This window comes from Streptacidiphilus sp. PB12-B1b, assembly GCF_014084125.1.
Lineage (GTDB): Bacteria > Actinomycetota > Actinomycetes > Streptomycetales > Streptomycetaceae > Streptacidiphilus.
The window spans coordinates 4,687,521-4,706,557 of sequence record NZ_CP048405.1 but is presented as its reverse complement, the minus strand read 5'-3'; the positions used below and the strand labels follow the sequence as shown (position 1 = coordinate 4,706,557).

General features: G+C 73.1%; 16 protein-coding genes and 1 riboswitch. Of the genes, 8 read left to right on the top strand and 8 right to left on the bottom strand.

Going from position 1 to position 19,037, the window contains the following annotated elements:
• Window positions 1–136 precede the first annotated feature (136 nt).
• The 4 genes from GXW83_RS20840 (at window position 137) to GXW83_RS20825 (ending at window position 3,052) form a co-directional block, all read left to right on the top strand.
• The gene (locus tag GXW83_RS20840) at window positions 137–679 is read left to right on the top strand and encodes a toxin-antitoxin system HicB family antitoxin (protein WP_182444533.1); all 543 of its coding nucleotides are present in this window, start codon (window positions 137–139) and stop codon (window positions 677–679) included.
• Window positions 680–783: 104 nt separating this feature from the next.
• Entirely contained in the window at window positions 784–1,620 is an 837-nt protein-coding gene (locus GXW83_RS20835) for a DUF4097 family beta strand repeat-containing protein (RefSeq protein WP_182444532.1), read from the top strand.
• Window positions 1,621–1,839: 219 nt separating this feature from the next.
• Window positions 1,840–2,430, top strand: coding sequence for an LPXTG cell wall anchor domain-containing protein (locus tag GXW83_RS20830; RefSeq protein WP_182444531.1), 591 nt, complete (start codon window positions 1,840–1,842; stop codon window positions 2,428–2,430).
• Window positions 2,420–3,052, top strand: a complete 633-nt coding sequence (locus GXW83_RS20825) for a class F sortase (protein ID WP_182444530.1) — start codon at window positions 2,420–2,422, stop codon at window positions 3,050–3,052. The genes GXW83_RS20830 and GXW83_RS20825 overlap by 11 nt, the downstream gene beginning before the upstream one ends.
• Before the next feature lie 22 nt (window positions 3,053–3,074).
• Here GXW83_RS20825 and GXW83_RS20820 read toward each other — a convergent pair whose 3' ends face one another.
• From GXW83_RS20820 to GXW83_RS20805, 4 genes are all read right to left on the bottom strand, one after another.
• Window positions 3,075–3,602 (bottom strand): hypothetical protein, encoded by a 528-nt coding sequence (locus GXW83_RS20820; RefSeq protein WP_182444529.1) that lies wholly within the window; start codon window positions 3,600–3,602, stop codon window positions 3,075–3,077.
• Between the two features lie 200 nt (window positions 3,603–3,802).
• Window positions 3,803–5,944, bottom strand: a complete 2,142-nt coding sequence (locus GXW83_RS20815) for a phosphocholine-specific phospholipase C (protein WP_182444528.1) — start codon at window positions 5,942–5,944, stop codon at window positions 3,803–3,805.
• 168 nt (window positions 5,945–6,112) lie between these two features.
• On the bottom strand, window positions 6,113–7,024 hold the full coding sequence (locus GXW83_RS20810) for an ROK family protein (protein ID WP_182444527.1): 912 nt from the start codon (window positions 7,022–7,024) through the stop codon (window positions 6,113–6,115).
• Between the two features lie 179 nt (window positions 7,025–7,203).
• Entirely contained in the window at window positions 7,204–9,447 is a 2,244-nt protein-coding gene (locus GXW83_RS20805; RefSeq protein WP_182444526.1) for an MMPL family transporter, read from the bottom strand.
• Window positions 9,448–9,635: 188 nt separating this feature from the next.
• Here GXW83_RS20805 and GXW83_RS20800 point away from each other — a divergent pair, with 188 nt between their 5' ends.
• Entirely contained in the window at window positions 9,636–10,133 is a 498-nt protein-coding gene (locus tag GXW83_RS20800; protein WP_182444525.1) for a peptidylprolyl isomerase, read from the top strand.
• A gap of 194 nt (window positions 10,134–10,327) precedes the next feature.
• Window positions 10,328–11,557 (top strand): aminotransferase class V-fold PLP-dependent enzyme, encoded by a 1,230-nt coding sequence (locus GXW83_RS20795; protein ID WP_182444524.1) that lies wholly within the window; start codon window positions 10,328–10,330, stop codon window positions 11,555–11,557.
• Between the two features lie 52 nt (window positions 11,558–11,609).
• On the opposite strand, the gene GXW83_RS20790 is transcribed toward GXW83_RS20795, so the two are convergent.
• The 3 genes from GXW83_RS20790 to GXW83_RS20780 form a co-directional block, all read right to left on the bottom strand.
• Entirely contained in the window at window positions 11,610–13,100 is a 1,491-nt protein-coding gene (locus GXW83_RS20790) for a carbohydrate binding domain-containing protein (RefSeq protein WP_182444523.1), read from the bottom strand.
• Window positions 13,101–13,340: 240 nt separating this feature from the next.
• Window positions 13,341–15,251, bottom strand: a complete 1,911-nt coding sequence (gene recQ / locus GXW83_RS20785) for a DNA helicase RecQ (RefSeq protein WP_182444522.1) — start codon at window positions 15,249–15,251, stop codon at window positions 13,341–13,343.
• Between the two features lie 115 nt (window positions 15,252–15,366).
• Window positions 15,367–16,569 carry a family 16 glycosylhydrolase gene (locus GXW83_RS20780; RefSeq protein ID WP_225447137.1) on the bottom strand — a complete coding sequence of 401 codons (1,203 nt, stop codon included), beginning with the start codon at window positions 16,567–16,569 and terminating at the stop codon, window positions 15,367–15,369.
• Window positions 16,570–16,574: 5 nt separating this feature from the next.
• A riboswitch (cyclic di-AMP (ydaO/yuaA leader) is annotated at window positions 16,575–16,739 on the bottom strand.
• A gap of 193 nt (window positions 16,740–16,932) precedes the next feature.
• On the opposite strand from GXW83_RS20780, the gene GXW83_RS20775 reads away from it, so the two are divergent.
• Complete coding sequence (locus GXW83_RS20775; RefSeq protein WP_182444521.1) at window positions 16,933–17,337, top strand: hypothetical protein; 405 nt, start codon at window positions 16,933–16,935, stop codon at window positions 17,335–17,337.
• A gap of 158 nt (window positions 17,338–17,495) precedes the next feature.
• Window positions 17,496–17,903 (top strand): cold-shock protein, encoded by a 408-nt coding sequence (locus GXW83_RS20770; protein ID WP_182447462.1) that lies wholly within the window; start codon window positions 17,496–17,498, stop codon window positions 17,901–17,903.
• Between the two features lie 8 nt (window positions 17,904–17,911).
• Here the strand turns inward: GXW83_RS20770 and GXW83_RS20765 are convergent, their stop codons facing one another.
• Window positions 17,912–18,970: a M48 family metalloprotease gene (locus GXW83_RS20765; protein WP_182444520.1), complete on the bottom strand. Its 1,059-nt coding sequence runs from the start codon at window positions 18,968–18,970 to the stop codon at window positions 17,912–17,914.
• Between the last annotated feature and the right edge of the window lie 67 nt (window positions 18,971–19,037).

Below are 19,037 nucleotides of genomic sequence, written 5' to 3'. Positions count from 1 at the left end.
TAGTCGGCATTCGTGTGGGAATTCTGTGGCCGCCGGAGCGGCCCTGGCACCGACTGGCACCGACTTGGCGCAGCCCTGAACAAGAGTGGTGCCATAGTGGCTCGCTATGGCACCACTTCTGTGCCATGCTTGAGCCATGGACCTCACCCCGTATGTCGACAACCTCCGGCAGGAGCTGGCCGTCGCCGCGGACGCGGGCGGCGACGAAGCCCGCGCCCTGGCCGAGCGGCTCACCGCCCCGCTGGAGTCGGCCGCCCGGCTGACCCTGCTGAACGCCCTGTCCGCCGCCATGGCCGAGGTCACCCGTGAGCTGGCCCCGGGCTCGGTCGACGTCCGGCTGCGCGGGCTCGACCCCGAGTTCGTGGTGACGCCGCCCCCGGCCCAGGATCCGGCGCAGGAGCCGTATCCGGAGGCCGGGCAGCCGCTGCCCGCCGCCGCGCGCCCGCCGGTGCCGCCGGCCCCGCCCGCCGAGGGCGAGGAGGGCGGCGCGGTACGGATCAATTTCCGGCTGCCCGGCCACCTCAAGGCCCGGGCGGAGTACGCCGCCGGGCAGGAGGGGCTGTCGGTCAACGCCTGGTTGGTGCGGGCCGTCGCCGTCGCCCTGGAACCCGCCGAGCCGCCCCGCCCTGCCGGTTCGGCCCGCCACCGCGGCCAGGGCTACACCGGCTGGGTCCGCTAGCGGGCCCGCGCCTGCACCGGCTCCGGCCAGCACCCTTCACCCCTCATCCACAGCCCCTCATCCACACCCCGACAGCACCCACAGCCCAGAGGACGGGATCAGTCATGCCTACGTTCGACACCCCCCAGCCCATCTCCGTCACCCTCGAACTCGACATCGCCTCGGTGCGGATCAGTGCGGGCAAGCGCACCGACACCGTCGTCGAGGTGCTGCCGAGCAACGGCGCCGAGGAGGCCGACGTCCGCGCCGCGCAGCAGACCAAGGTGACCTGCTCGGGCGGGACGCTGCTGGTCAAGGGCCCCAAGAAGCGCTCGCTGTTCGGCCGGACCGGTTCGCTGGACGTCTCGGTCGAGCTGCCCGCGGGCTCCGACGTCCGCGCCACCGCGCCGATAGGGGACTTCACCTGCGAGGGCCCGCTCGGCAGCTGCACCTTCAAGACCTCGGTGGGCGGCATCAGGATCGCCGAGGCCGGGGCGGCGAACCTGAAGACCGACCACGGCGACATCCGGCTGGACCTCGCCGGGGGCGATGCCGAGGTCGCCGGATCGGGCCGGGTGGACCTCGGCCGGATCGCGGGCGCGGCGACGGTCAAGAACACCAACGGCGAGACCGCGATCGCCGAGGTCACCGGCGAGCTGCGGGCCAGCTCCTCCAACGGCCGGATCACCGTGGGCCTCGCGCACGCCGGGGTGGACGCCCGCACCGCCAACGGCGCCATCCGGATCGGGGAGGTGGTGCGCGGCCGGATCGCCCTGCAGACCGCCCTCGGGGATCTGGAGGTCGGCATCCGGGAGTCCACCGCAGCCTGGCTGGACGTCAACACCCGGGTGGGCAGTGTGCGCAACTCCCTGGGCCCGGCCGACGGCCCGGGCGAGTCCGAGCAGACGGTGGAGGTGCGCGCCCGTACCTCCGTCGGCGACATCGTCATCCGCCGCCCCTGAGCCCCGGGCGCGTCGCGCCCTCCCCGGCGCCGCCGGGCGCTAGCCTGCAGCCAGGGCGTGCGTGTGCGAACGGATCTGCCCGCCGAACGGGTGAGCGCGGCCGTCGCAGGGTTATGGCCCGTTCACGAACGGTGACGCATAGGCCAGATCGTCGTGGTGTGTCCCACGCGCCCGGGTGCCCTGCCCGAGGTCCGCACCCTGGCGACGGAGGTGTGCCAGATGCGCTCAACCCAGTCCATAGTCGCCGCCGCGGGGCTCGGCCTCGCCACCCTCGCCGCCGCAGCCTCACCGGCGTTCGCGTCCAACAACGCAGGCCCGGGCGGTGGCGGCTCCAGCAGCGGGGGCGGCTCCGGCGCCGCCAGTGCCGCCAGCGTCACCATCTCCCCGTCGACGGTCCAGCCCGGGGACACCGTGACGGTCGAGCTGGACTGCTCGGCGTACTCCAACCCCAAGCCCACCTGGCGCTCGACCAGCGCGTTCTCCGATCCGGTGAGCCTGAGCCCGATGTCCGGCCAGCCCGGCTTCTTCTCCGGCTCGGCCACGGTCAGCGCCAGCATCCAGGCCGGCAGCTACACCATCTCCGGCGCCTGCACGGCCAGTGCCGGCAACTCCCAGTTCCAGGGCAACCTGCAGGTCGGCGCCGCCGACCAGGACGGCGGCGGGTACCACATGCCGCAGGGCAACGCCCACACCGGTGTCGGCGGCAGCATCACCGGCGGCGACACCACCTCGGTGGCGGCCGGAGGCGTGCTGCTGGCCGGGGCCGGGCTGCTGACGCTCCGGCGGCGGCGAACCCGCGATGGCCGCTGAGCCCACCGGGAGCAGGCCGCGCCGACTGGGCGCGGCCGTCCTGCTGGTGCTCGGGCTGGCGCTGATCAGCCACGGGCTGCCCGCGGGCGCCCCGCCGCAGCCGATCGCGGCGGACTCGGTGGACGGGGCCGCGCTGGCGGACATCCCGGGCGCGCCCGCGATGCCCGCCGCCACACCGGAGCGGATCCGCATCCCCTCCATCGGCATCGACGCCCCGCTGACCGGGCTGGGTCTGGGCCCCGACGGCAGGCTGACCCCGCCGCCGGAGGACCGCACCGACCTGGCCGGCTGGTACGCCGGGGGACCGGCCCCGGGCACGACGGGCCCGGCGATCATCGCCGGGCACGTCGACAACGCCCATGGCCCCTCGGTCTTCTACGGCCTCGGGTCGGTGCAGCCCGGCGCGACCGTGGACATCGTCCGCAGCGACCACCGCACGGCGGTGTTCACCGTCGACGGGGTCGAGGTCTACCCGGCGACCGCGTTTCCCGACCGCGTGGTCTACGGGCGCACCAGCAACCCGGAGTTGCGGGTGATCACCTGCGGCGGCGGCTACACCAAGGCCACCGGCTACCTCGGCAATGTGGTCGTCTTCGCCCACCTCACCTCGTCGGACAGCTGAGCGGACGCCTCCGGGGCGGGAGTCAGTCGGTGACCGCCGAGGAGCCCTGGGCGGAGTAGATGTAGACCAGGACCGATCCGCTGCCGCGCTCGTCGATCGTCACCTGCACGGTCCGCTGCTGCTGCCCGAGATCGGCGGCGCTGAGCACCCCCGGGGTGTTCGCCGCATAACCGAGTTTCGCTATCGACCAGCCCTGGCTCGCCTCGATTCCCGGCTGCACGCCGTCCTGCGCGTCGGCCTCGACCGACAGGGTGTTCCTGGTGATAAAGGAACTGATATCGGGCCGCGGCACCTTTATCACCGCGTAGGACGTGGCGTCCTCGGCGGAGGTGTTGCAGTAGGTGAAACGGTCCTGCGGGCCGAGCACCCAATTGTCGCGCTGTACGACGACCGACTGCGTCTTCGCACTGCACCCCGAGGGGAGCGAGGCCGAGCAGCCGGTGAATCCGATACATCCCGCCGCTGTCACGGCGATTGTCAGTGATATGCGGACCGGAGCCGATCCGGGGCCGCTGTTCATGGCCGTTGGGCGCATGGTGATGATTCCCATCCGCGTGGACGAGTGGACACGCGCGGCAGCCTAGGGCACGCCGGGAATCGGCGCCCCGGCTGTACGGGGACGAAAAGCGAACTCTTGGCGGCGCTTGAATTGCCGTCCTGTGGACGGCTGTTTCCCCGGAAACAGGTCCGGGGCCGGGGCACCGCCGTGCCGCCCCGACCCCGCGGTGCCGGGCATCCGGCTGCCGCCGATCAGCCGCTGATGCTGTCCCGGCCGCTCTCCACGTGCCCGGTGAACCGCTGCGACCAGGAGGCGTCCAGGTCGCAGGTGATGGTCACGTCGTACCAACCGTGGGCGGTGCTGTGGACGTTGACGCTGTGGACGCTGCTGCGCCCGGCCGCGACCGTGTAGTGGACCGGGGCCGCGGTGCCGTAGCCGTTGGTGGTGACGGTGAACACCGCCTTGGCCTTGCCGCCGTTGGCGAAGGTGACGTGCAGGCCCGCGTCCGAGCCGGAGGCCCGGTCGTAGGCGGCGCTGACCGACAGGTCGACGCCGGCGGTGGTGGCGTTGCCCCGGAAGCGGCGCAGGAACCGGTTGGGGCCGACGACGGTCAGGTCGTAGGCGCCGTTGCCGTAGCCGGTACCGCAGTTGAAGAAGTCGCTGACGGTGCCGCCGGCCGGGACGGTGTACTGCCACGGGCCGCCGCTGCGGTAGGCGTTGGCGTACACCGAGAAGTGCGCCGAACTGGTGGCCTGCGCACCGGTGTTGTCCATGGAGATCCACACCTGCGCGGAGCCCCCGGAGCCGAAGTCGTACCTGCTGACGCCCGCGTTCGGCTGGTACGGCAGCGCGCGGGCCGGGCGGGTGCCCGGCTCCTGCACCGGCAGGGCGTTGTCGGCCGGTGCCGGGTTGGGCAGCGGGCCGCAGGCGGCCAGCCCGATGGTGGCCGAGGTGTCCGGCAGCACCGGCATGCCGAAGACCGGCTTGCCGAAGTCCAGGGTGCTGGTGAGGTCGCCGGTCACCGAACGGCGCCACTCGCTGATGTTGGGGCAGGTGGCGGGCTTGCCGATGGCCTTGGTCCACACCTCCAGGAACTGCAGCACCGAGGTGTGGTCGAAGACCTCGGAGTTCACCCAACCGCCCCTGCTCCAGGGCGAGATGACCGTCATCGGGACGCGGAAGCCGAGCCCGATGTTGGTGCCGTCGTAGAACTCCCCGGCGGTTCCGGCCGGGGCGACGGGCGGCGGGACGTGGTCGAAGAAGCCGTCGTTCTCGTCGTAGTTCAGGAACAGGATGGTGGAGTTGAAGACGTCCGGGTCGGCGTTGAGGGCGTCCATCACCAGGTGCACGAAGTGCGCGCCGTCCTCGGGCGTCGCGTACGGGTGCTCGGAGCTGGCCTGGTCCGAGACCACCCAGGAGACCTGGGGCAGCTTGCCCGCCAGCACGTCGGCGCGGATGCCCGCGGCGATGTCGTCCGGGGTGCGGCCGGTGGCCGGAGGCACGCTGCCCATGCCCTGGGTGGCCAACGGGCTGCTGGGCGAGGCGTTCTGGAACTGCTTGAAGTAGGCCAGGCCGTTGTCGCCGAAGTTGTCGTCCGCGTTCTGGTAGACCTTCCAGCTGACGCCGGCGTTCTGCAGCGCCTCGGCGTAGGTCTGCCAGCTCAGCCCGGACTCGTCGCCGCCGTTGTACGCCGGGCCGCCCGCGGTGGCGCCCGGGTCGATCATGCCGCTCCACAGGTAGGTGCGGTTCGGGCCGGTGGCGCTGATGATCGAGCAGTGGTACGCGTCGCAGATGGTCCAGTTGTCGGCCAGCGCGTAGTGGAAGGGTATGTCCTCGCGCTGCAGGTGGCCCAGGGTGCGGACGTTGCCCTTGGCGGCGACCCAGGAGTCGAGCCTGCCGTTGTTCCAGGCGGCGTGCTGGTCGGACCAGGAGTGGGCGAGGTCGCCGTTGCACTGGGCCAGCCGCTCCGGGTCGGCGCCGCCCGCCGGGCTGGTGGCGCTGAACGCCCACGGGTACTGCCGGGCGCTGCCGTTGGGCTGCTCGAAGACGCTGTGGCCGCCCGCGAGCTGGATGGTGGCCCGGTCGCCGAAGCCGCGCACCCCGCGCAGCGTGCCGTAGTAGTGGTCGAAGCTGCGGTTCTCCTGCATCAGGATGACGATGTGTTTGGCGTCGGCGATGGTGTGGGTGAGCCCGCGCCTGGAACTGCCGGACGCCGCAGCCGCCGTGACCGCCTTGCCGGAGGTCGCCGCCTCGGCCTCGTCGGCCCCGGCGATGACCGCCGCAGCGGCGGCGCCGGCGGTGGCCGCCCCGGCCGACACCGCCATGAACCGGCGACGGCTCCAGTCCGACTCGGTTCCGGGCTGCCCTGCGGACGGGTCCTGATGCTGGTCCATACTCGTTCGTTCTCCTTGAGCGAATGGGTGCGCGCGGCTCCGGCCGCTGCTGCGCTGCGGGCAGCGACGGGCCGGGCACGGGCGTCATGGTTGCGGTTTCAAGAAACGCGTCTGCGCAGGTCGGAGGGGAACTGGATGAACTCTCGGCGACAACCGGGTCGGTACCGGTCAGCAGGTGGTATCCCACGCCAACAGGGCCGCACCCCGGCATCCGGCCTGGTCGCCCAGGGCCGCCGGAACCAGCTCCGGCACCCGCTGGAAGGTCAGCCGATCGGCCAACTGCCGTGCCAGCGGCTCGAGCAGGGCCGTCCCGGCACCGGCGAGGCCGCCGCCGACGATGACCGTCCGCGGCGCCAGCACCCCGGCCAGCCAGGCCAGCCCGGTCACCAGCGCGGACACCGCCTCCGCCCACACCGCCGCGGCGTCGGCGTCCCCGGCCGCCCGCAGCGCCAGCACCTCGGCCGCGCCGCCGACCGCCCGGCCGCTGCGCCGGGTGTAGCGGCGGGCGATCGCCGAGGCGGAGGCGATCGCCTCCAAGCATCCGGCCGCGCCGCAGACGCAGGGCTCGCCGTGGCCGACGTCGGTGTGGCCGATCTCCCCGGCGTAGCCGCCGGCCGGGTACGGGCGGCCGTCCAGGTGGAGCGCGGCCGAGATGCCGGTGCCGATCGGCAGGAACACCGAGTCGCCCTTGCCGCGCCCGGCCCCCAGCCGCGCCTCGGCCAGCCCGCCGGCCCGCACGTCGTGCCCGAAGGCGACCGGCAGGTCCAGCCGTTCGGCCAGCAGCTCGCCGAAAGGCGCGTCCCGCCAGCCCAGGTTCTCCGAGAACACCCCCACCGCGCGCGCCTCGTCGACCAGCCCGGGCACCACCACGCCGACCGCCCGCAGCGGCCCGGTGGCGGAGGCGCGCAGGGTGTCCAGCAGCGAGGCGACCGCGTCGGCCGTCCGCCGGGCGATGTCCGGCCCCGGGCGCGGGGTGGCGATCCGGGTGGCCCCGCCGAGGAGCTGTCCGGTGCGGTCGGCCAGCACCGCCTTGATGCCGGTGCCGCCCACGTCTATGCCGGCCACCTGCGCGGCCGTCATCGCTTCCCACCGAGGCGGACGAGGTCCACGGGATTCCCTTCGTCGGATGCTGCTCTCCGTGAAGGATGCCAGATCATTTATGCGCGAAACCAGTGCCAATGATGCAGAAAAAATCACTCGGGTCTCGGGTCTCGGGCTCGGGCTCGGGCCTCGGGCCTCGGGCCTCGGGACGGTCGGGCTCAGCCGGAGGCGTGCTCCAGCTCCGCCTCGCCCTCGGTGTCCACGTGCGGCAGCAGCCGGTCCAGCCAGCGCGGCAGCCACCACGCCCGCCGACCCAGCAGCGTCATCACCGCCGGCACCAGCAGCAGCCGGACGATGGTGGCGTCCACCAGCACGCTCACGGCCAGGCCCAGGCCCAGCATCTTCACCACGATGTTGGTGCTGAGGATGAACGCCGCGAAGACGCTGACCATGATCAGCGCCGCGCAGCTGATCACCCGCGCGGTGATCTCCAGGCCGTGCGCCACACTGCCCTTGCTGTCCTGGGTCCGGGTCCACGCCTCGTGCACCCGGGACAGCAGGAAGACCTCGTAGTCCATGCTCAGCCCGAAGACGATGGCGAACATCATCATCGGCACATAGCTCTCGATCGGCACCGTGCCCGACACTCCCAGCGAGGGACCGCCCCAGCCCCACTGGAACACCGCCACCACCACGCCGTACGAGGCCGCGATCGACAGCAGGTTGAGCACCGCCGCCTTCACCGCCACCAGCAGGCCCCGGAACACGATCAGGATGATCAGGAAGGCCAGCGCCACCACCACCGCGATGATCAGCGGCAGCCGCGCCGAGATCAGGTCCAGGAAGTCCAGCTGCGCCGCGGTCGTCCCGGTCACGTACGTCCTGGCCGCCGTGCCCGTCACCGCCTGCGGCAGGACGTCGTCCTTGAGGTGGTTGAACAGCGTGGTGGTGACCGCCGCCTGCGGCGAGCCGGACGAGATCGCGGTCGACAGCAGGGCGTCGCCGTTGCCGGTCGGCTTGGGCGGGCTGATGCTGGCCGCCCCGGGCACCCCGGTCAGCGCCTTGGCCACGCTCGACGACAGCGCCGAGCGGTCGGCGGAGGGCACCGCGCTCTGGTCCACCACCAGGGTGAGCGGGCCGTTGGCGCCCGGTCCGAAGCCGGTGCTGATCAGGTCGTAGGCCCGCCGGTCGGTGAAGCTGGTGGGGTCGGCGCCGTCGCCGATGTGGCCCAGCCTGATCGAGAACAGCGGGATGGCCAGGACCCCGATCACCACCACCCCGGCCGCCAGGAACCACCAGGGGCGGCGCTCCACCCGCTGGGCGTAGCGGTGCCAGCCGCCCTGCTGCGCCGCCTCCCCGGTGACCGATCCGCCCTCGGCGACCGGCGTGCGCAGGCTGAAGCGGTCGATCCGCCGTCCGATCAGCCCCAGCAGCGCCGGGACCAGCGTGATCGCGCCGATCACCGCCGTCACCACGGTGACCGCGGCGGCCGCGCCCAGATTCCCGATGAAGCTGATCCGGGACACGTACAGCCCGGCCAGGGCGATGATCACGGTGGTCCCGGAGACCAGCACCGCGCGCCCGCTGGTGGCCACCGCCAGCCCGGCCGCCCGCGCCGGGGCGGTACCGTCCATCAGCAGCTGCCGGTACCGGGTGATCAGGAACAGGGAGTAGTCGATGCCCACACCCAGGCCGATCATGGTCGCCAGAGTGGGTGCGACGCTGGCGAAGGTGACGGCCGCGGCCAGCAGGCTCAGGCAGCTCAGCCCGACGATGACGCTGATCAGCGCGGTGAGCAGGGGCAGCCCGGCGGCGATCAGGCTGCCGAAGCCGACCACCAGCACCACGATCGCCACGGCGAAGCCGATGGCCTCGCTGGTCAGGTCGGCGGCCTTGGGGCGGGCCAGCTCGCCCAGCGGCCCCCCGTACTCGACCTCGATGCCGGCCGCCCGCAGTGGCGCGACGGCGCTGTCCACCTGGTCCAGGTAGGAGTGCTCGAAGGAGGTCGGATTGCTGCTGAAGCGCACGCTGATGTAGGCGATCTGGCCGTCGGCCGACACCGCCCCGGTCGGCGGCGCGCCCGGGGCAGGGAAGGGGTCCTGCGCCGAGAGCACGTGCGGCAGCTTCTGCAGCGAGGCCGTCACCTGGCTGATCTGGCTCTGGACGCTGCTCAGCTGGCCGTGGGCGTCGTGCAGCACCACCTGCGCGCCAGTGCCGCCGACGCTCGGATCGTCCGCGCTCAGCACCTGCAGCCCCTGGTACGACTGGGTTCCGGGCAGGGAGAAGTCGTCGGAGTACGTCCCGCCGAAGGTGTTCTGCAGCGCGTGCAGCGCGCCCAGCGCCACCAGCCAGACCACGATCACCAGGACGGCGTGGCGCGCGCACCACTCGCCGAGCCGGCGCAGCCTGCCGGCCGGGGGCGTCGAGGGCACGGCTGGGCTGCTTCCGCGCGGCGAGGTCATGCGTGCTCCCGGGGATCGACCGGATCGGCCAGCGCCGCAGCCGTGTCGCCTTTGTAGAGGTCTGATGGGTATTTCGACGTTAGGTCCTGGCGGCATGTCCCTGCCGCTGCGACATGCGTCGTACCACGATCGGTGCAATTCGGACCCCGGCTGCGCGCCCGAACGGTGGTAGGTGTCAGGATGGTGCTATGACGATCAAGGTGTTTTTTGACATCACCATCAACGACGAGCCCGCAGGGCGGATCAACTTCAACCTCTTCGACGACGTGGTCCCCAAGACCGCGGAGAACTTCCGCGCGCTGGCCACCGGCGAGCAGGGCTTCGGCTACAAGGGCTCCTCCTTCCACCGGGTCATCCCCGCCTTCATGCTCCAGGGCGGCGACTTCACGGCCGGCAACGGCACCGGCGGCAAGAGCATCTACGGCGCGAAGTTCGCGGACGAGAACTTCCAGCTCGCCCACAGCAAGCCCGGCCTGCTCTCCATGGCCAACGCCGGCCCGAACACCAACGGCTCGCAGTTCTTCATCACCACGGTGGTGACGCCGTGGCTGGACGGCAAGCACGTGGTCTTCGGCGAGGTCGCCGACGAGTCCAGCCTGGAGCTGGTCAAGAAGATCGAGAGCCTGGGCTCGCAGAGCGGCAAGACCAAGGCGAAGATCACCATCGCCGACAGCGGCGTCGCCTGAGGCTCCGCTACGGCCCGCCCGCACGGCGCGCCGGTCCCGGCCGCAGCAGCCGCCCCCGCCCTCGGGGCGCGGCGCAGCGGCGGCCCGGACCGGCATGCCGGCGTGCCCGCGGACCGGCGCGCCGGGCGGGCATCGCGCGGCCGCATGCCCCACCCTGGACGCATGACCCGAGGCCCGGCCCACCCCCGGCCGGCATGACCGGCGCCGCCCGCCCCGCGCCGCTGTTCGCACCGTCCGGCCTGCCCGCCCGGTCCGACTGGTCGCTCGACCCTGCCGTGCTCCACCTCAACCACGGCTCCTTCGGCGCGGTCCCGACCGCCGCCCAGCGCGCCCAGACGGCCTACCGGACCGCCATGGAGGCCAACCCCTGCGCCTGGTTCATGGACCTCACCGCCCGCATCGGCGCGGCCCGCGCGCAGATCGCCGAGTTCCTCGGCGCCGACCCCGGCGCCACGGCCCTGGTGCCCAACGCCAGCGCCGGGGTGAGCGTGGTCCTGGACAGCCTCCCCACCCGTCCGGGCATGCGCATCGTCACCACCGACCACTGCTACGGCTCGGTGCTGACCGCCCTCGAGCGGCTGGCCCGCCGCTGCGGCAGCCCGGTCACCGCCGTGCACCTCCCCCTGGACGCCGGCGCCGAGGCGGCCTTCGCGGCGCTGGCCGCCGAGCTGACCGACGACGTGGGGCTGGTCGTCGTCGACCAGATCACCTCGCCGACCGGCCGGGAGCTGCCCGCCGCCCGCCTCGCCGCCCACGCCCGGAGCATGGGCATCCCGGTACTGGTGGACGCCGCACACGCGCCCGGGCAGGTGGCCCGGCCGTTGGCCGGGATCGAGGCCGACTTCTGGGTGGGCAACCTGCACAAGTTCGCCTGTGCCCCGCGCGGGACGGCCGCGCTGGTCGCCTCCGGTCCGCACGCGCAGGCGCTGTACCCGCTGATCGACTCCTGGGGCTCGGAGCTGCCGTTCCCGTCCCGCTTCGACCAGCAGGGCACCGCCGACGCCTGCGCCTGGCTGGCCGCGCCGACGGCCTTCGACACCGTCGAGCGGCACTACGGCTGGGACGCGGCCCGCGCCTACATCACCGCTCTCGCCGACTACGCCCAGGAGTTGGTCACCCGAGAGCTGTCCGAGGCGCTCGGCGAGGACGCCTCCGCGCCCACCGGCACCCCCGCCCCCGGCCTGCGGCTGGTCCGGCTGCCCGCCGCGCTGGTGCCGGACGCGGACGCCGGGTACGCGCTGCGCCGGGAGCTGTCCGAGCAGCTGGGCATCGAGACCGCCGTCACCTTCTGGCACGGCCAGGGCTTCCTGCGGCTCTCCGCCCACGTCTACAACACCGCCGAGGACTACGAGGACTTCGCCGGGCGCGGCGTCCGCCACCTGGCCCGGCTGGCCGCGCTGCGCCGCCGGGGCGCGCGGCGCTGAACGCCGGGCCCGCGCGGAGAGGCGCGGGCCCGGCGTCCGGCTGCTGCGGGGGTCAGCCGCTGTAGGAGTCGAAGATCTTGGTGAAGTCCAGCGACTGCTGGCTGATCTCCGAGCAGGCGGGCAGGCCGGAGGCGGAACCGGCGCACGGCTGGTCGCGGTCGACCGACCAGAAGGCCAGCCGTCCCAGGTGCGCCGTGTCGGCCCAGGAGACCAGGGTCTGCGCGTCGGCCTCGGAGAAGATCTCCCCGGAGGTGTCGTTCTGGCCGATCATCGGGGTGACCCCGATGTTGGCGTAGCTGTCGGACGGCCAGTCGGCCTGGGCCTGGGCGAGCGTGCTCTGGGCCGCCTGGACGGCCTCCTGGCCCATGTCGCCGGTGAACGAGGAGCCGTAGTCCATGGCCATGACGTTGATCAGGTCGATCCGGGTGCCGTCCTGCTTGGCCAGGTTGAGGAAGGCGACGCCGTCCGCGGCCAGGCCGGTGGGCAGCACCGGCAGGGTGACCGAGACCACCAGGCCGGGGTTGGCCGCCTCCAGGCCGTTGATCGCCTGGAACCGCAGGTTGTTGTCGGCGGTGTAGTCGAGCGAGGCGCCCTCGATGTCGAAGTCGATGTGGTTGACTCCGAGGTGGGTGATCACCTGCTGGTACGCGGCCTGCAGGCTGGCCTCGGTGGTGCAGGCCATGCCCAGTTCGGTGCCGCCGGCGCCGCCGAAGGAGACGATCGGGGTGGCGCCGTCGGCCTTGGCCGTGGCGATCTCCTGGTCCATCGCCGGGTCGTTGCCGACGGGCAGGGTGTCGCCCCAGATCGGGTTGCAGCCCGCGGAGATCACGAAGGCGGCGGTGTAGTTCTTCAGCCCGGCCGCGGCGGCCTTGTTCAGCATGGGCTCCTGGTCGTTGCTCATGTCCACGTAGGGCGCCACCTTGCCGACCGAGCCGCCGCCGCCCGGGGGCGGGGTGCTCTGGGTCGGTGTGGGCGTGGGCGTCGGCGTGGGCGTGGGGGTGCCGGTCGGCGAGGAGCCGCCGCCGCCCGGGCCGGTCAGCGAGAAGTCGTCGGCGTCGTAGGCGGGTTGGGCGTACCAGCCGTGGACGTACACCTGCAGCGAGGTCTGCGACGCCCCGGTGGTGATCGAGGTGGACAGCTGCTGCCAACCGGTGGCGGAGGGCGTCCAGGTGTCGTTGCCGCCGGTGATCCCGAGGTAGACGTACGAGCCCTGGACGTCACCGCTGAACGTGTAGGTGGTGTCGGGAGACACCGCCACGGTCTGGGTGCACTGGGCGTCGTCGGTGGAGGAGGGCGTGGCCTGCAGGGCGTAGGAGCCGGAGTGGACCGGCGAGCCGACGACCGCGGCGGTGCCCGCGTCGCAGGTCCAGCCGGAGAGGCTGCCGGTCTCGAAGCCGGGGTTCGCCAGCAGGTTGGTCGAGCTGGCCGAGGCCGGTCCGGCCAGCACGGTGGTGGCGACGGTACCGGCGGCGGCCAGCGCCAGCGCGGCGACGGCGGCGGTGGACCGGCGGGTGGTGCGCGGTGCTGTGGGGGTACGGCGCATGGGGGTGGTGCTCCTGACTGTGGTGCGTCGACAGGACAGGGCAGCGCGCGGCAGCCCGCCCGTGGGGGTGGGAGTGCTGCCGATCGGGCGCCTCGTGCGAGGCGCCTCTGCCAGTGCAATTTGGTCCAGACCAATGCGCTTGTCAAGAGCATGTGGACCGCGGGGCCGGGATGTCCTCGCGGACTGCCCGGCCCCGCAGCGTTGATGACTGCCTGTCAGAAGACCCCGGCTGGGGCCTTGTCAGTCGACCGGCTCCGCCGACTGCTCGGCGTCCGCCGACCGGCCCGCCAGCAGATCCAGGATCTGCTGGCCGTAGGTGGCCAGCTTGTTCTCGCCGACCCCGCTGACCGAGCCCAGCTCGGCCAGGCTGGTCGGGCCGCTCGCGGCGATCTCCCGCAGCGTCGCGTCATGGAAGACGACATAGGCGGGCACGCCCTGCTCCCGGGCGGTCGCCGCCCGCCAGGCACGCAACTCCTCGAACAGCGGGAGCAGTTCGGCGGGCAGGTCGACCGGCGCGGTCTTGCCCCGGCCGGAGCCGCCCGCCTTGGCGGCCTTGGCCGCGCGCACGGCCTTCTCCGGCTCCCGGCGCAACGAGACCTGCCGCCGCCCGCCGAGGACCTCGCCGCTGGCCTCGGTGAGCACCATCGTCCCGTACTCGCCCTCCACCGCGATCAGCTGCTGGGCCAGCAACTGCCGTGCCACCGAACGCCATTCGGCTTCGGAGAGGTCCGCGCCGACACCGAAGACGCTCAGCGCGTCATGGTCGAACTGGATCACCTTGGCGGTCTTGCGGCCCATCAGGATGTCGGCGATCTGGGTCGCGCCGAACTTCTGGCCGCGCTCGCGCTGCAACCGCACCACGGTGGAGAGGAACTTCTGCGCGGCGACGGTGCCGTCCCAGGACTGCGGCGGGGTCAGGCAGGTGTCGCAGTTGCCGCACGGATCGCTCTTCTGGCCGAAGTACGCCAGGAGTTGCACCCGGCGGCACTCCACGGTCTCGCACAGCGCCAGCATGGCGTCCACATGCGCGCTCAACCGGCGGCGGTGGGCCTGGTCGCCCTCCGAGGTCTCGATCATCTTCCGCTGCTGGACGACGTCCTGCAGCCCATAGGCCAGCCACGCGGTCGAGGGCAGGCCGTCGCGCCCGGCCCGGCCGGTCTCCTGGTAGTAGCCCTCCACCGACTTGGGCAGGTCCAGGTGGGCCACGAAGCGCACGTCGGGCTTGTCGATGCCCATGCCGAAGGCGATGGTGGCGACCATCACCAGGCCGTCCTCGCGCAGGAACCGGGACTGGTTCTCGGCCCGGACCCGGGAGTCGAGCCCGGCGTGGTAGGGCAGCGCGTCCACCCCGCGCTCGACCAGCCAGGCCGCCGTCTTCTCCACCGAGGCCCGGGAGAGGCAGTAGACGATCCCGGACTCGCCCGGGTGCTCGGTCTGCAGCAGGTGCAGCAGCTGCTTGCGCGGCTCGTCCTTGGGCGCGATCCGGTACTGGATGTTGGGCCGGTCGAAGCTGGCCACGAAGTGGCGGGCGTCCTGCAGGTTCAGCCGGGAGGTGATCTCGGCGTGGGTGGCCTCGGTGGCGGTCGCGGTCAGCGCGATCCGGGGCACCGTCGGCCACTGTTCGTGCAGCGAGGACAGGGCCAGGTAGTCCGGGCGGAAGTCGTGGCCCCACTGGGCCACGCAGTGCGCCTCGTCGATGGCGAACAGCGCGATGGTGCCGCGCCGGAGCAGCCGGACGGTCGCCTCCACCCGCAGCCGCTCGGGCGCCAGGTACAGCAGGTCCAGCTCGCCGGCCAGGAACTCGGCCTCCACCAGCTGCCGTTCGTCCATGCTCTGCGAGGAGTTGAGGAACCCGGCCCGGACGCCCAGCGCCCGCAGCGCGTCCACCTGGTCCTGCATCAGCGCGATCAGCGGGGAGATGACCACCCCGACGCCGGGGCGCACCAGCGCCGGGATCTGGTAGCACAGCGACTTGCCGCCGCCGGTGGGCATCAGCACCAGCGCGTCGCCGCCGCCGATCACATGCTCGACGACCTCCTGCTGACTGCCCCGGAAGGCGTCGTAGCCGAAGACCCGGCGCAGCACGGACAGGGCCGCACCGCCCTCGTCCTCGGTGGCCGGGGCGGTGTCGGGGAGGTCCGGAGCGCTCATCCGCCGATTGTACGGGCCCGGACTGTCACGACGGGACGGAAACCGTCAGCAGCGGCCCGGGTGGGCGGGCGCGGCACACCGTCCGCGCCCGCCCGCCGCTGCGCCGTCGCTCCGGTCAGCGGTAGACGCGGACGTAGTCGGCGGCGAAGCTGATCGGGGCCGTGCCGGTCGGCGCCGGGTGGTACTCGCCGGCGCTCACCGACAGGCTGAGGATCAGGTAGGCCGACCAATTGGCGCCGACACCGGTGCCGTCGGAGTAGACCTTGGTGCCGTTGACGTACCAGTCCACCGAGTTGGCGCCGTAGTAGGTGCCGATGGTGACCCACTTGCCCGGGGCGACGGCCGCGGCGTTGGTGTAGTAGTCGTGGGCCGCGTTGACGTGGTTGGTCAGCTCCAGCAGGTTGGGGTTGTCGGGGTGGTACTCGAAGGTGTCGATCTCCCCGTTGCCGTTCTTCCAGGTCCACAGCGCGGGCCAGGCCCCGGTGCCGGAGGGCAGCTGGACGCGGGTCTCGGCGTAGTCGCCGGTCTTCACCTGGAAGCCCTGGCTGGAGCCCTCGGTGGTGAGCAGCCCGGTGTTCCAGGCCTGCTTGCCGTTCTCCAGGGTGTGGCTGGACGGCGAGGCGGTGAAGGTGGCGACGCCGCCCGCGACGTTCACGGCGTTCTCGTCCAGCCAGTCCAGCTTGTTGTCGTTCGGGTTGTGGTTGCCGTACTGGAAGGCGGTGGTGGTGTCGCCGACCCAGGTGCTGCCCCAGTTGATCGGGTTGCTGAACTCGTCCGACCAGACCAGGGACTGCCCGGGCACCGGCGAGCCGCTGGACGTCGGTGCGGGCGTGGGCGTGGACGTGGGCGTGGACGTCGGGGTCGGCGTCGACGTGGGCGCGGGGGTGCCGGCGCCGGTCGTGGCGGAGACCTTCAGCGACTGCGAGGCCAGGTTGTGCCAGGCCCCGGCCGAGTCCTGCCAGAAGCCGAACTCGGTGTACGTCCCGGACGGCAGGGTGCGGCTGCCGGTGGTGAGGGACAGGCCGCTCGGGCAGATCCTGACGTCGGACGCCGAGCCGGGGAAGTCCAGGTTGTCCCCGGCCGAGTCGCGGACGCCGACGCCGAGCGTCCTGGCGGTGAAGCAGGAGCCGGAGTGGACGGTGAGCGTTGCCTTGGCAGTGGTGCCGGCGGCCATCGCGGTGGGGGAGAGCCGGTCCTGGGTGACCTTGGGCGTGGTGGCCGCGGCCTGGGCCGGGCCGGACATCAGCGGCACGGCGACCAGAGCGGCGGCGCCGGCTATCGCGCCGAGGCGTGCGGGGGCGGTACGGGGAAGGCGCATGACGGAGTTCCTCGGTGACACGCCTGCGAGGTGAGCTGTCGGGTTCGGGCCTGAGGCAGCCCTGCCGCGCGGGGGAGCGGCTTCACCCCTAGCCGGTGCCTCCGGGGGGCCGAAGGCACGGCGACTGACCTGGTTCCCCCGCTCCTGTCCGTTCGAAGCTCGGTTTCCCACCGGCGAGTGGACAGGATGAGGCGCCCCGGCGGCGGGTTCCGCCCTGGGCGGAGACAGCAGGGTAGGCAGACCATCGAGCCCCGATCAATGAGATGTGCCTTGTCTCACACACGGGCGCTGCGCGTCCCCTGTCCGAGTGATCTCCGCCCGACGGGGTGGCCTGCGCGCCCCCGGCGTGGAACGGACACGTCCATGCGCGCACCCCTGAGAACCGCCGTCGCCGCCGGCCTCGCCCTGGCCTGCGGTCCGGCGCCGACCGCCCCGGCGCGGGCCGACACCGTCCTGCGCCATGTGGACTGGGCCTGCGGCGTCCCCTACTCCGGCGAGCTGCGCTGCACGCCGCCGCTGGCGGTCCCGCCCGGCGGCCACCTCTGGATCGGGGACGACACCGGCGGCCCGACCGTCTTCACCGTCTACCAGCGGCAGGGCGGCGCCCCGGCCCGGGTCGGCTGGATCGAGATGCTGCACGGCCAGGGCCTGGCCTACACCAACACCACCGCCGCCCCCGTCGTCCTCACGGTCACCCTCCACGCCGACGCCCCCACCGACCGCTGCGGCACCCGCCCCGAACACGGTTTCCTCGACATCCGCCGCTGACCCCCGCCGGGGGCGGTCTGTCGGTGCCCACGGACAGGGGGCCGGGGTCGGTGGTGTGACGGGTGGGGCGGGTTGCGGCCCCGGGGGTGGCGGGGAGTGCTTATCATGGTGCTTGGATCGTCCGGGCAAGGGGCCCGGATCTGTTGGGGGTCGGTGCTGTGGTTGCTGGTCGTGTGGTGCGTTTCGATGGTGTCCGCGGGTACGGGTTCATCGCTCCCGATCACGGTGGCGAAGACGTGTTTCTGCATGTGAACGATCTGCTCATCCCGGAGGCGGCGGTTCGCCCCGGGGTGGCGGTGGAGTTCGAGGTCGAGGACGGCGGCCGTGGGCTGAAGGCGTCCTCGGTGCGGCTCGCCCAGGGCGAGGCCCCGTCGGTCGCGGTCGCGGAGCCCCGGCTGCTGGACGGCGAGGAGCCCATGTGCGACCTGCTGTCCGTGGCCGAGTACACCCGTGACATGACGGAGCTGCTGCTGCGTGCGGCGCCGTCGCTGACCGGTGAGCAGATTCTGCGGATCCGGGGCGAGATGCTGAAGTTCGCCAAGACCCACGGGTGGACCGAGGGCTGACCGGTCCCTCAGCGCTGGTCGCTGGGGCGGGAGTTGGGAACCACGGCGGCATCGGTACGGGTCTGCGCCCGGCCGGTGCCGCCGTCGGCGTCGTACCGGAGCGGCAGCCGCAGCCGGCCGTCGTCCACGGCATGGCGGACGCTGCCGACGGCGGTGTGCGGCGCGGCCCCGGCGAACAGTTCGGCGTCGTCCTGGGTGGCGTCCACCAGGCTGCCGCAGCAGACCGCCAGCACCAGGCCCCCGGCGACCAGCGGCAGCAGCCGCCGCCTCGGCGGGGCGGCGAGCAGCGCCCGGATCCGGCGCGGCACCGGGCCGCCGGTGGCCGCCAGCACCCCGGCCGCCCCGCGGTCCCTCTTCGCCAGGGCGGCGCGGGCCAGGGCGCGGGCGACCACCGCCCGGTCGCCGACCGCGGCAGCGGCGTTCTCGTCGGCCCAGCGCTCGACGGCGAACGCGCCCTCCCTGCCCAGCGGGCGCAGCAGCGGGCAGGCCGCCGCGGCCAGGTGCAGGGCCAGCAGGAAGAGGTGGTGCCGGTGGCGCAGGTGCGCCCGCTCGTGCGCCATCAGCGCCTCGCGCTCGGGGCCGGGCAGTGCCCGGAGCATGCCGCTGGAGACCACCAGCCGCCCCCGGGCCAGGCCGGGCAGCCCGGGCACGGCGTATGCCTCCAGCCGGTCGTCGTCGACGACGGCCAGATCTCCCGCGCCCGGCAGCCGCCGGGCCTCCCGGCAGGCGCGCACCAGCGCCAGCCCGTGCCGCCGGGCCGACAGCGCCAGCGCGCCCAGCGCCGCCGCCAGGGCCAGCCCGCAGCCGACCGCGGTCAGCCGGGCCACCGGGTCGGCGGCCGCCAGCGCCCGGGGCGACCAGGCGCCGAGCGCGGCCACGGCCGGGATCTGCCCGAGGCCGGTGAGCGCCAGCAGCGCCAACGACCAGAACCAGGCTCCGGCGGCCACCAGCGCCGCGCAGGCCAACCCCCAGGCCGCCGCGCGCGGTGGCAGCCACCGGGACGGCCGGGGCGCGGCCACGCTCAGCAGCAGGCAGACCGCGAAGGGCACGTACACCAGGATGCGCACCGGTCACCGCCCGTTCTCGTCCAGCAGCGACCGCTGCGCCAACGCCTCGTCCTTGTCCGTTTCGTCC

Coding starts and splice junctions, on each gene's coding strand:
- GXW83_RS20840 (WP_182444533.1), top strand. CDS start 137: ATGGACCTCACCCCGTATGTCGACAACCTCCGGCAGGAGCTGGCCGTC.
- GXW83_RS20835 (WP_182444532.1), top strand. CDS start 784: ATGCCTACGTTCGACACCCCCCAGCCCATCTCCGTCACCCTCGAACTC.
- GXW83_RS20830 (WP_182444531.1), top strand. CDS start 1,840: ATGCGCTCAACCCAGTCCATAGTCGCCGCCGCGGGGCTCGGCCTCGCC.
- GXW83_RS20825 (WP_182444530.1), top strand. CDS start 2,420: ATGGCCGCTGAGCCCACCGGGAGCAGGCCGCGCCGACTGGGCGCGGCC.
- GXW83_RS20820 (WP_182444529.1), bottom strand. CDS start 3,602: ATGGGAATCATCACCATGCGCCCAACGGCCATGAACAGCGGCCCCGGA.
- GXW83_RS20815 (WP_182444528.1), bottom strand. CDS start 5,944: ATGGACCAGCATCAGGACCCGTCCGCAGGGCAGCCCGGAACCGAGTCG.
- GXW83_RS20810 (WP_182444527.1), bottom strand. CDS start 7,024: ATGACGGCCGCGCAGGTGGCCGGCATAGACGTGGGCGGCACCGGCATC.
- GXW83_RS20805 (WP_182444526.1), bottom strand. CDS start 9,447: ATGACCTCGCCGCGCGGAAGCAGCCCAGCCGTGCCCTCGACGCCCCCG.
- GXW83_RS20800 (WP_182444525.1), top strand. CDS start 9,636: ATGACGATCAAGGTGTTTTTTGACATCACCATCAACGACGAGCCCGCA.
- GXW83_RS20795 (WP_182444524.1), top strand. CDS start 10,328: ATGACCGGCGCCGCCCGCCCCGCGCCGCTGTTCGCACCGTCCGGCCTG.
- GXW83_RS20790 (WP_182444523.1), bottom strand. CDS start 13,100: ATGCGCCGTACCCCCACAGCACCGCGCACCACCCGCCGGTCCACCGCC.
- recQ (WP_182444522.1), bottom strand. CDS start 15,251: ATGAGCGCTCCGGACCTCCCCGACACCGCCCCGGCCACCGAGGACGAG.
- GXW83_RS20780 (WP_225447137.1), bottom strand. CDS start 16,569: ATGCGCCTTCCCCGTACCGCCCCCGCACGCCTCGGCGCGATAGCCGGC.
- GXW83_RS20775 (WP_182444521.1), top strand. CDS start 16,933: ATGCGCGCACCCCTGAGAACCGCCGTCGCCGCCGGCCTCGCCCTGGCC.